Annotated in this window: 11 protein-coding genes and 2 tRNA genes; all 13 read right to left on the bottom strand. The window is 39.7% G+C overall.

The window, feature by feature from the left end; genetic code table 11:
- Positions 1-80: 80 nt before the first annotated feature.
- A complete protein-coding gene (gene tig / locus NON16_RS01455; protein ID WP_257346396.1) occupies positions 81-1,376 on the bottom strand; it encodes a trigger factor in 1,296 nt (431 codons plus the stop codon).
- 98 nt (positions 1,377-1,474) lie between these two features.
- Positions 1,475-2,548, bottom strand: a complete 1,074-nt coding sequence (locus NON16_RS01460; RefSeq protein WP_257346398.1) for a tetratricopeptide repeat protein — start codon at positions 2,546-2,548, stop codon at positions 1,475-1,477.
- 163 nt (positions 2,549-2,711) lie between these two features.
- Positions 2,712-2,788, bottom strand: a tRNA-Arg gene (locus NON16_RS01465).
- A 14-nt stretch (positions 2,789-2,802) separates the two neighbouring features.
- Positions 2,803-2,876, bottom strand: a tRNA-Gly gene (locus tag NON16_RS01470).
- 69 nt (positions 2,877-2,945) lie between these two features.
- Positions 2,946-3,461: a metallophosphoesterase family protein gene (locus NON16_RS01475; RefSeq protein WP_257346402.1), complete on the bottom strand. Its 516-nt coding sequence runs from the start codon at positions 3,459-3,461 to the stop codon at positions 2,946-2,948.
- A 45-nt stretch (positions 3,462-3,506) separates the two neighbouring features.
- Positions 3,507-4,100, bottom strand: a complete 594-nt coding sequence (locus NON16_RS01480) for an XTP/dITP diphosphatase (RefSeq protein ID WP_257346404.1) — start codon at positions 4,098-4,100, stop codon at positions 3,507-3,509.
- 14 nt (positions 4,101-4,114) lie between these two features.
- Positions 4,115-4,858 carry a ribonuclease PH gene (rph, locus tag NON16_RS01485; RefSeq protein WP_257346406.1) on the bottom strand — a complete coding sequence of 248 codons (744 nt, stop codon included), beginning with the start codon at positions 4,856-4,858 and terminating at the stop codon, positions 4,115-4,117.
- A gap of 223 nt (positions 4,859-5,081) precedes the next feature.
- Positions 5,082-6,167, bottom strand: a complete 1,086-nt coding sequence (locus NON16_RS01490) for a GerMN domain-containing protein (RefSeq protein WP_257346407.1) — start codon at positions 6,165-6,167, stop codon at positions 5,082-5,084.
- A gap of 224 nt (positions 6,168-6,391) precedes the next feature.
- Positions 6,392-7,189, bottom strand: coding sequence for a glutamate racemase (gene racE, locus NON16_RS01495; protein WP_257346409.1), 798 nt, complete (start codon positions 7,187-7,189; stop codon positions 6,392-6,394).
- Positions 7,190-7,204: 15 nt separating this feature from the next.
- Positions 7,205-7,633 carry a MarR family winged helix-turn-helix transcriptional regulator gene (locus tag NON16_RS01500; RefSeq protein ID WP_257346643.1) on the bottom strand — a complete coding sequence of 143 codons (429 nt, stop codon included), beginning with the start codon at positions 7,631-7,633 and terminating at the stop codon, positions 7,205-7,207.
- A 393-nt stretch (positions 7,634-8,026) separates the two neighbouring features.
- Positions 8,027-9,745, bottom strand: coding sequence for a phosphoenolpyruvate--protein phosphotransferase (ptsP, locus tag NON16_RS01505; protein ID WP_257346411.1), 1,719 nt, complete (start codon positions 9,743-9,745; stop codon positions 8,027-8,029).
- Positions 9,745-10,011: a phosphocarrier protein HPr gene (locus tag NON16_RS01510; protein WP_257346413.1), complete on the bottom strand. Its 267-nt coding sequence runs from the start codon at positions 10,009-10,011 to the stop codon at positions 9,745-9,747. Before NON16_RS01510 ends, ptsP begins: the two co-directional genes overlap by 1 nt.
- An 18-nt stretch (positions 10,012-10,029) precedes the next feature.
- A complete protein-coding gene (ptsG, locus tag NON16_RS01515) occupies positions 10,030-12,057 on the bottom strand; it encodes a glucose-specific PTS transporter subunit IIBC (protein ID WP_372508720.1) in 2,028 nt (675 codons plus the stop codon).
- Positions 12,058-12,150: the final 93 nt, after the last annotated feature.

Here is a 12,150-nt window from a genome sequence, read left to right on the forward strand (position 1 = left end):
CGATGTATTCTTAAATCAGCTTTGTTTTTATAAAGCAAGGCACGATTTTTATTCGTGCCTTGCTTCACCTTTAAACTATATTATGCAACAGTCTTACTATTCTCTACAAGAAATTCGATTGCTTTTCGAACTTTTAGATCACCTTTAAGAAGGTCTGGACCGCCTTGCATTGCAAGCATTTGCTTCATTTTATCAACTTCCATCTGATACATTTCCGCCATCTTTTTAATTTCTTCTTCTATTTCTTCATCATTTACTTCGATGTTTTCAGCTTCTGAAATAGCTTCAAGAGTCAGGTTTGTACGCACGCGCTTTTCAGCATCTTCTTTCATCTGATCTTTCAATTGATCTTCGGAAGTACCAGAGAATTGATAGTACATATCAAGATTCATTCCTTGCATTTGTAAACGTTGATCAAATTCCTTCATCATTCGATCAAGTTCAGACTTTACCATCGCTTCGGGAACGTCAATTTCTGCATTCCCAGCTGCTTGTTCTACAAGCTTATCCCGTTTTTCGTTTTCAGCTTGAGTTGTCTTTTCATTTTGCAAACGTTCTTTAATACTTGATTTAAGTTCATCAAGTGTTTCAACTTCTTCATCTGCGTCTTTAGCAAACTCATCGTCAAGCTCAGGAAGTTCTAATTGCTTGATTTCATGAATCTTCACGTTAAAGACTGCTTTTTTTCCAGCTAGTTCATCCGCATGGTATTCTTCAGGGAATGTAACCTCTACATCCTTTTCAGCTCCAGCTTCTTCGCCCACAAGCTGCTCTTCAAATCCTGGAATAAACGAACCAGATCCAATTTCAAGTGAGTAATTTTCAGCTTTTCCACCTTCAAAGGCTTCGCCATCTACGAACCCTTCAAAATCAAGAATAACTGTATCCCCATCTTCAATTTTCCCGTCTTCTTTAATGGCAAGTTCTGCATTTTTCTTTTGGAGTTCTTTCAATTCATTCTCAATATCTTCATCTGTTACGTTTGTATCTTGCTCCTCAACCTCAAGCCCTTTGTATTCACCAAGTGTTACCTCAGGTTTTACTGTAACAGTGGCTTTAAAGATCAGGTTTTTACCCTTTTCCATTTGCTCGATATCTACATCCGGTTGGTCAACCGGGTCAATCCCAGATTCCTCAATTGCTTCACTATATGCACTTGGTAATAAGATATCTAGAGCATCCTGGTATAATGCCTCTACCCCAAAACGTTTCTCAAACATGGAACGAGGTACTTTTCCTTTACGGAATCCAGGAACATTAACCTTTTTAACAACTTTTTTGAATGCTTGATCTAACGCTGTATCAACACGTTCAGCGTTAACTTCGATCGTTAAGACACCTTGATTGCCTTCTTGCTTTTCCCAATTTGCACTCATGACTATAATTCCCTCCAACATATATCTTCTTATTACTTCATTAACGTACGAATGAGTTTACAACCACTTCATTATAACATAAGGTCATTGCTTTTCAACTAGTTCGGTTGATTACCCGAAAAACCGATATCCTTCATTGAAAGTCGCTCGATTTCAAAGATTTTTTCGGCTGCTTCTTTGACTGTATCTAGGTCAAGTGAAAATGCCTGTTGTAATTCATTCCTATCAAATTCGATTCCATTTAAACGGTGAGCAACTTCGAGTACCGCTGTAGCCCATAACTGTTCGTTTAACGGGTCTGGTTGAAATGGATAAATCATAAATAAATAGTGATCCCAAATTTGAACAGCCATCTCTAATAATGTCGGGTTTTCCTGTTCAAGTTGGTGGACCACAATTTTCTTGACGAGTCTGTAAAATTGTCCTTCGGGTATGTCCAGCAATTCACTGGTTTGAATCGTTATTTTCTTTCCAAACTTATGTATTTCAACAGACTCTGAAATGTTTTCGTCTTTCATCATTTGAAGGACAATCGTTTTAAGAGATGGATTTGCATCCGGATATGTAAGGTACTTCTTCAATTCTTCTTTAATGACTGGGTGTTTCACTGCTTCAATCGACTGAACAGCCTTCCATTGCAATTTCGAATCAGAAGATTGTAGTTGAGTGGTAAGGCTCTTTAGTTCTGCTTCAGAGATCACCTCTGCTTTCTTCTCGAAAAAGTCCTCCGTATGTTCTTCAGTGTCATCCTCTGCCATCTTCCGACTAAAATAAAGCAACTGATAAAAGTTTTCGGCCATTTGAGCGGGTAGAGATTGTTCCTGAATCACAGCTTCCAGTATTTCCACTACTTCTTCATAATCCCCTAGTTGAATGAGGATCGATATGTATATTTGGAGGACATCGTAATAGTCACCTATGTCTTTTTTAAGGATCTCGTCACATTTTTCCTTTGCCTCTTCCAATTGACCTAACTCAACCAAACTCAATACAACCCCAACGTTCCCCTGCGGGTGCTCTGGCTCCATTTCAATCAACTGTTTAAAATAATTGAGTGATTCATTAAATTTTTTTTGCTTAAGAGCAGACATTCCCTTATTCACGAGTTTACCGGTAAGGTTTGGGAAGTAGACGATTTTACTGTCACGCGGCCCTTTTCGGTGTTTTTCCAAATCAATCTCCCCGCTTTTTCCTACATCACTTTAAAGCAAGTTTAGCAGTTTAGTTCACTAAAAACAAATTATTTTGTGCGTTTTGCACCATTCATCTGGATTAAATAATAAAGAACGCCTTCTTTGCATAGAGCAGAGAAGACGTTTGTATGTATGGTATAAATGGCGTCCCAGGAGAGATTCGAACTCCCGACCGATAGCTTAGAAGGCTATTGCTCTATCCGGCTGAGCTACTGGGACATTATAAAATTAAATGGAGCGGGTGATGAGAATCGAACTCACGACCAGAGCTTGGAAGGCTCTTGTTTTACCACTAAACTACACCCGCATTTATCAGCGACAATATATAATATACCGAAAAATAGCGTAATTGTCAATGACTTTTTCTAGTTCCTTTTTACCGCTGAAAATTCGTGGAAAGTTTACTAATTTCCTTTCCCTCGATATTATAAAAACGGATTTTTACATTCGTTCGATTTCCAAAATCGCAAATTGCGTATGTTTTTTCAACATGTCCACGGGGTAATCGTATACTTCCTGGATTTATGAAGATGATACCGTCTTTCTCGAATGACTCAGCAACGTGAGAATGACCGAAACAGACAAGATCAGCTCTCTTTTCCTCCGCTTTGTATGCTAACTTCATATAGGACATCTTAATATTATAAAGGTGTCCATGTGTTAGGAAAATTCGAACACCGTTTTCTTCAATTAACTTCTCATTTGAAAATTCCTTATGACTCAAATCCATATTCCCTTGAACGTTATGAAAAGGGGAAAGAACCACATCGTCCGCCGACAGTTCCGAATCTCCGCAATGCACCATCGTACCTACTTCATCTTTATGTCGCTCAACAATTTGTTCAAGTTCATTAGTAAGTCCGTGGCTATCACTTACGATCAAGATTTTCATGATCCTTTCCCCCTCATATTTGATTAATTTAATTATCAGGCAGTGTTAAAATATTTCATCCCAGCGAGCCTTCAGCTCTTTAAGAGCATCTGCCCTGTGACTGATTTGGTTCTTTTCTTCTTGTGACATTTGTGCCAAGGTTTTTAAAAGGGAAGGAACATAAAAGATTGGATCATAACCAAACCCATTTTCTCCACTCGGTGTATGTGTAATTACACCATCGCATGTTCCTTTAATTGTGTATGTTGGTTTTCCCGGAACAGCAACTGCTAAAACACAAACAAACTGAGCTTTCCGTTTCGCATTAGCTACACCTTCCATTTTACTAAGCACCTTTTTAATATTTTCCTGATCATTCTTCTGTTCACCTGCATAGCGTGCAGAATATACGCCTGGCTTTCCATCCAATGCCTCAATCGTTAATCCTGAATCATCTGCAATGACTATTTCGTTATAATGGGCAGCAATTGCCTCCGCTTTGATTTTAGCATTTTCATTAAAGGTTGACCCTGTTTCTTCTATTTCTTCATAGTAATTAAGATCCTTGAGAGATTGAACGTCTACATTAAGTGCTTCAAACAAGGATCGAAACTCACGTGCTTTTCCTTCATTATGTGTTGCAATAATGATTTTCTGCATCTTCATTAGTCTCCCTACCGTTTATCAATGAGCCCAGTAATTTCTCCAAGGGCTTCCTTTTGAATTTTGATAAGTTCCTTCACCCCTTGCTCACCAAGTTCAAGTAATGTTTGAAGCTGTTGATTAGAGAAGGTTGCTTCTTCTCCTGTTCCTTGTAGCTCAACAAATTCGTTACTGCCTGTCATAACGATATTCATATCAACATGTGCAGTAGAATCCTCATCATAACAAAGATCCAGTATCTCCCCATGTTTAGGTGAAACTCCTACAGACGTTGCTGCGAGATAATCTTTGATCGGCATTTTCTTGATCATTTCTTTTTTTAGAATATGGTTAAAAGCAAACGCAACTGCGACAAATGCACCAGTTATACTAGCCGTTCGCGTTCCTCCATCAGCCTGGATGACATCACAATCAATCCAACATGTGCGCTCCCCGATTTGATCTAAATCCACTACAGAACGAAGTGCTCTTCCAATTAATCGTTGGATTTCCATTGTGCGGCCAGACACTTTACCCTTACTGGATTCTCGAATATTTCGTTGTTCCGTCGCGCGTGGTAGCATGGAATACTCTGCTGTAATCCACCCTTTCCCTTGGCCACGCATGAATGGCGGTACCCGTTCTTCAATACTTGCTGTACAAATGACCTTTGTATCACCTACTGATATTAAGACAGATCCTTCAGGGTGTCTGATATAATGAGGTTCAATATGTATTTCCCTTAATTGATTATTAGCTCTACCGTCTGTACGCATTATGACCCTCCTCTGAATAATAGAAAGCTATCAATTAGTATAACGAATTATTCCTTTAGTAGTCTTCTGAATCCTATATAAATTTATTTAATACTTCTCCCAAGCCTTTGGGGACGGGCTGAGCCTTAGTGACACTTATAATTTCAATACGTGGAAAAAGAAAAAGAGCGGTTCAAAACCGCCCTTTTATCGTAACACAACTGCCCTCAAAGTTCATCGATAATTAAAATTCAACTGTGTTCACATTGGCTGGTCTAGAAACAGGTTCTGTCAACATTTTACCTGATTCCTTAAGAACCTCAGTTTGCCCATTTACCTTTAGTGCTACTTTATCTATTCCCTCAACTTCTGTTAATGAAAGCACTAGGGAATTCAATACAGATTCCGAGATTGCGGTGTTTTCATTTTGACCAAGTATAGCTTTATTAAAATTCAGAGTTACTACCCCGTCTTCAATCACAGGGGCTGTGACTAATTCAACTGTATTATGGACTTCAGTTACCAAACCCGATTGTTGGGATGGGCCAGTTATCAGCTCATCAACTGTTGCCTTCACTAGGTTATCCGTTGAAGGAACTCTTCTTGTTACAGGTACGTAATAGACCTGCTCTTTGTCGTTTTGAGCAAGGAAGTAAACGGTCACTGTATCACTATTTGTTACATCAACAACTCCACTCGTTTCAATGTTAATTCCATTTTCGCGAGTCAAACCGTCACCAATCGGAGTATGGTTCACTGGCATAACCTTTTGATCTTTACCGTTTATTTGAACTTTAACATTATTTACGTTATCAAATTGCGTCAATGTATAGGTTAATGATTGTAGTATACGCATTTCGTCTTCTGGGGCATATTGCTTGAATTCCTTTGAAAAATCTACAGTTGCTGTTCCTTGTTCAATATTTAAGGATAAAACTTCAGTTCCTGCCGGTAAAACTGCACGCATTCCATCTGGTAATTGATTAGTCACCTTGCTATCTTCAACAAGGTATTCAACAACCTGTTTTGCCGGTTTATCTGACTTCGGTACTTGTAATACTTGTGGTACAACCATATCGTTTTTATCAATTAAGTATACCTGTCTTTGATTCGAATCCGTTGCGCCAACTGGAGCGTCTTTCCCGCCAGCCGCTGTTTCTTGCTCCTTATTACCCTGATCCAGCTTCTCACCTTCTTCAAGATAATCGACCTCTTGTGGCGGGTCGATTTCGTTCGTTGTTTTTTCAGTCAACAGTCCACAGCCGGATGTTACCAACAGCAGAACTGTCAAAAGAGAGACGAATACCATTCTTTTATGCCTTTTGATCATTCCATTCCCTCCTACGGTGGTTTGTACTAATATGTATACGAGCCATCCTTTGATTTAGACCACAATTTTTAAAGAAAACTTGGCTTGTGTAAGCACTTATCTTAGCCCTTAAAGGGATGACACAAAGATGTTGCGCTTATATTGTAAAAAGTATAAGAAAAGCGGAAGGTACGTATTAAAAAGAAGGGTTCGTAACTCCAAGAGTATTGGAATTACGAACCCTTCTAACTCAATTCAATATGCTCGATATACTTAATCCCCTGGTCAAACCATTCGTACGTAAGTCGATTAAACATTTCACTCGATCCTGTCGTATAAAAACGGTGTTGAGGTGCCCGATCGCCTGTATATAGTCGGTTACTATAATGTAAAATTGTACTTACTTCTCTAGCCGTTTCAGAGCCTGATGAGATAATTGTAACTTGTGTTCCCATAACCAGTTCGATTAGTGGGGATAGTAACGGATAATGCGTGCAACCAAGAATAAGTGTATCGATGGACATGTCCCGTAAAGGTGCAAGGCGCTCATATATGACTTGCAAGGTTTCTTGATTATTGACCATGCCATTTTCGACAAGAGGAACAAATTCGGGACAAGCAATACTATGAACATTCACACGATCATCGATACTATGCAATGCCATATCGTAAGCCTGACTTCGTATTGTACCTTCTGTTCCAATTACGGCAATTTCCCTATGCTTAGTAATCTTTAAAGCCGCTCTTGCTCCAGGATGGATAACCCCAACAACTGGAATCGGAAGCATTGATTGAACTTCTTTAAGAACCGCTGCTGTTGCTGTGTTGCATGCAATAACAAGTAACTTAATATTTTTTTCGGTCAGAAATCGGATCATATTTAACGTGAATCTCCGAACTTCTTGAAAGGGGCGGGGACCATAAGGACATCGTAATGTATCACCGAGGTAAAGAACTTCTTCCTTCGGCAATTGCCTCATGACCTCTCTCGCTACTGTCATACCCCCAACGCCCGAATCTATAATTCCTATTGGTCTATTCAAGTGATCCCCTCTTTTTTACTTCGGTGTTTGATTATAATTATGTTTATTCATCTCATCATAGAGGAGGTGTAAACATTCATGTAAATTATTTATGTTCTGATCAGAAAAGGATTCTGTCAATTGTTCTAAATAATTTTGGCGGCGTTTAATGACTTCTTCAATTATTTCATAACCTTTGTCAAGCTTCTGTATTCTTACAACACGACGATCTTTTGGATCTTTTATTCGTTTAACTAGACCGTTCTTTTCCATCCGGTCAATTAAATCTGTCGTTGTACTATAGGCAAGATACATCTTATTGGAGAGATCTCCAATTGTCATTTCATTTTCCTCAAACAACCACTGAAGTGCAATAAATTGAGGAGGAGTTATCGAAAAATCATTAAGAATTTCTCTTCCCCTTTGTTTAATATGAGCGGCGATCATCCGCAGCGATTTTTCCATTTCAGTGATTTTTTCTTGTTTTGATTGCTCCAACTAGGTTACCTCCTGAACGACTACTTATATCTATTGTGATTGGTTTTTGATTATTTTTCAACTACTAGTATACCATGACCTTTTACACTTTCTTTACCGTCATAAGAAAAGCGCAAGCGCCCTGTCTAGCCACGAAGGTCACTGGAAGACCGACGAGGAGGCTCGGTCCAAACAAGTTCGGCCCTGCGTGGGAATACACAGGATGCAAATCAGTGTGTCGCCGCCGCAGGAGGCCTGAAGTGATCCAAGTGGCTGGGTGCTGGAGCTAGACATTACATCTATGCATCAAAAAGTTACACTTTCTTTACCATCAAAAAAAAGGCGACTCGACCTGAGCCACCCTTACATTTAATTCTCTTATTATTTCAAAAAATGTTTTTGTACGTATTCTTTAACCTGTTGTGCGGAATCAAGTTGGAGAACCTCATCCATCTTGTCAGCTATTTCTGTTTTATCTAGGCGTCTCAACTGGCTTCGTGCTGGTAGAACTGACGTTGCACTCATACTAAACTCATCTAGACCAAGACCGAGGAGCAATGGAATCGCCGTTTCATCCCCCGCCATCTCCCCGCACATTCCAGCCCATTTTCCTTCCTTATGGGCAGCATCAATTACATTTTTTACGAGTCTCAATATACCAGGGTTGTATGGTTGGTAGAGGTAAGCTACTTGTTCATTCATTCTATCTGCAGCCATTGTGTATTGAATCAAATCATTTGTTCCTATGCTAAAGAAATCGACTTCTTTAGCGAACTGATCAGCCATCACAGCTGCTGCAGGAATTTCAACCATCATACCAATCTCGATTGAATTCGATACATTCAAGTTGTCGTTCCTTAATTTTTGTTGTTCTTCCTTTAATATACTTTTTGCCTGTCGGAATTCGTCCAAGGTCGCAATCATTGGGAACATAACTTTTAGATTACCAAATGCACTTGCACGTAATAATGCCCGAAGCTGCGTACGGAATATCGATTGCTCATCTAAACATAAACGAATGGCTCGGTATCCGAGGAATGGGTTTAATTCTTTAGGAAGATCTAGGTATGGAAGCTCTTTATCTCCACCGATATCAAGTGTACGGATAACGACAGGCTTCCCTTCCATTTTCGATAGAACTTCTTTATATGCTTCAAATTGTTCTTCCTCAGTTGGCAGTTGTTCCCGATTCATATAAAGAAATTCAGTTCGGTACAATCCGATCGCTTCCGCACCGTTGTTTATGACTCCTTTAAGATCTTGAGGTGTACCAATATTCGCAGCTAATTCAACCCGTTGCCCATCATTTGTAATTGAAGATTCATTGACAAGTTTTGCCCATTCTTTTTTCTGCTCGATATACTTGTACCGTTTTTCTATATAATCATCAAGCTCTGATCCCGTAGGATCAATCACGACATCCCCATCAATTCCATCTATAATGACAGTCGTTCCATTCTCAACCTTATTGGTAATCATCTTCGTACCCACAACGGCAGGAATCTCCATGGATCGTGCCATTATCGCTGAGTGCGATGTTCGTCCACCAATATCGGTTGCAAACCCCTTAACATAGTTTCGGTTAAGCTGTGCAGTATCAGATGGTGTAAGATCTTCTGAGATAATAATAACTTCTTCGGTAATCATGCTTGGAGTCGTAATAGTTACATTAAGAAGATGGGCCAGTACTCGTTTTCGAACATCACGAATGTCCGCTGCTCTTTCTTTCATATATTCATTATCCATGTTCTCGAACATCGATATAAACATACCCGTAACATCATCAAGGGCACTCTCTGCATTAACATTTTCATCATTAATTTTATTTTTTACATTATCAATAAGTTCCGGGTCATCCAATACAAGAAGATGGGCAGCAAAAATTGCTGCCTTATCTTCTCCAAGTTCTTTCCCAGCATGGTTTTTGATCGTCTCAAGTTCTCTTTTCGATTGTACAATGGCATGTGTAAAGCGTTTTATTTCTTGTTCTGGATCCTCGATCGTCTTTTTCTCTACTTCGAGAATTGGGTCTTCAAGTTTAAACGCCTTTGCAACAGCGATTCCTGCCGATGCTCCGATCCCTTTAATCCGTTGGCTCATTATTGGGCCAGTCCTTCTTGCTTCAACACATCATCTAACGCTGAAAGCGCTTCGTCAGCATCGGTTCCTTCTGCTGTAATTGTAATCTCAGACCCCTGTTGAATTCCTAGTGACATAACACCCATGATTGACTTTAAATTTACAGTTTTTTCATTGTGGATCAACTCAATTTCGGAGCTGAATTGCCCTGCTTTATTTACCAATGTGGTAGCAGGTCGTGCATGGATTCCAGATTCACTCGTTACTTTAAATGTTTTTTCTGCCATTATTATCTTCCTCTCAAATTATTTATTAATTTTAATTATACTTGTTTCACCTTGTTCAACTGTACCAGTTTTTTCCAGGAAAACACTCTCCCCATCCTCTAAATTTGTAAATACAATGGGTGTGATAGTGGATTGCGCATGCTTTGCGATATAGTCAAGATCGACTTTTAATAATTCTTGACCTTGTTTTACATCGTTACCTTGTTCAACTAATAACTCAAAGCCTTCACCTTTTAGATTAACCGTATCTATACCAACATGGATTAGGATCTCTCGCCCATCTGCTGTTTCCAAACCAATTGCATGTTTGGTAGGAAAGACATTTACAACCTTTGCGTCAACTGGAGCCACAACGGTTCCCTCTGTTGGTTCAATCGCAAATCCATCACCCATCATTTTTTCGCCAAACACTGGGTCTGGCACTTCAGAAATCGGTAATATTTTTCCTTTCATTGGAGCTGCTATCAATTGATTTTCGTTTATTTCCCCTTGTAATGCCATTGGATTCACCTCCTCTATTTGCTCTCGTACTTCTTCATTTGGATCTGTTCTTGCTGGTGCAGGTGTTTTACCTGACATGATATCTTGCATTTGTGATTTAATCGAATCAGATTTCGGTCCGAAAATGGCTTGAATATTGTTTCCGATTTCCATCACTCCAGAAGCTCCAAGCTTCTTCAACCGATTCTTATCAACTTGCTTAACATCACCTACAGAAACACGAAGTCGAGTGATACACGCATCCAAATGATCAATATTTTCCTTTCCACCCATCGCACTTAGAATGTTGAATGGAAGATCATTTGAGCTTGTCTGTTGTAATTCTCCTTCATCGTCTTTAACATCTTCTCGACCCGGTGTCGCGAGGTTGAACTTACGTATGGCGAACCGGAATCCAAAGTAATAAATGGCTGCGAAAACGAGACCTACAGGTATGACAAGCCACCAGTTCGTCTGCGGGTTAATTACCCCAAATAAGATGAAATCAATCAACCCTCCGGAAAATGTCATACCTATCTTAACATCTAAAAGGTGCATGGTCATAAATGAAAGACCCGCAAAGATCGTATGAATTCCAAATAGAAGTGGAGCAACAAACAAGAACGAAAATTCAATCGGTTCAGTGATCCCTGTTAAAAATGAGGTTAGTGCCGCCGAACCCATGATCCCTGCGACTACTTTCTTTCGTTCAGGGCGCGCTTCATGATAAATTGCCAAAGCGGCAGCAGGTAGACCGAACATCATAAACGGATATTTTCCTGTCATAAATGTTCCCGCAGTTAAGTTTTGAACGCCGTCTTTGATCTGTTCGAAAAAGATCGCCTGGTCTCCACGAACGAGTTGGCCTGCATCGTTAGTATACGAACCAAATTCGTACCAGAACGGTGCATAGAAGATATGGTGCAGCCCGAACGGTATTAACGCTCTTTCAATAACACCGAACACAAACGCAGATATAGTCAAGTTTGCATGAATCATATTTTCTGAAAATGCATTTAAACCATTTTGTATCGGTGGCCAAATAAGAACCATGATGAGTCCTAAAATGACTGCTGATGCTGCAGTTACAATTGGTACAAAACGTTTACCAGCAAAGAAACCGAGGTAAGACGGTAAATCAATATCATAGAATTTATTGTACATATAAGCTGCTAAAATTCCGACGATTATACCACCAAAAACCCCTGTTTGTAACGTTGGAATACCTAGAACTAATGCAAATGCTGGTTCAACGCCCTCTCCGGTTACATCTGCAAGTTCGAGTCCTTCCACAACCCCCATTGTTACATTCATTATCAGATAGCCAATAATAGCTGCCAACCCGGCAACTCCATCCCCACCAGCAAGTCCTATTGCAACTCCGACCGCAAAAAGAAGGGCTAGGTTACTAAAAATAATTCCCCCTGCTTGTTCCATAACAGAGGCAACCATTTCGACACCTCCATTTTCTAAGAAAGGGGCAAGTTCTAAAAGTGTCGGATTCGTTAAAGCGTTACCAAACGCTAGCAGAAGACCTGCTGCCGGAAGAATTGCTACAGGTAACATTAAGGCTTTACCGACCTTTTGTAACGTTCCAAAAGCTTTTTTCAATTGTTTTACCTCCTTCTACAATACATACCGAGACGATTTTAAGACATA

Source organism: Pseudalkalibacillus decolorationis, assembly GCF_024609785.1.
Classification (GTDB): Bacteria; Bacillota; Bacilli; order Bacillales; family Fictibacillaceae; genus Pseudalkalibacillus; species Pseudalkalibacillus decolorationis.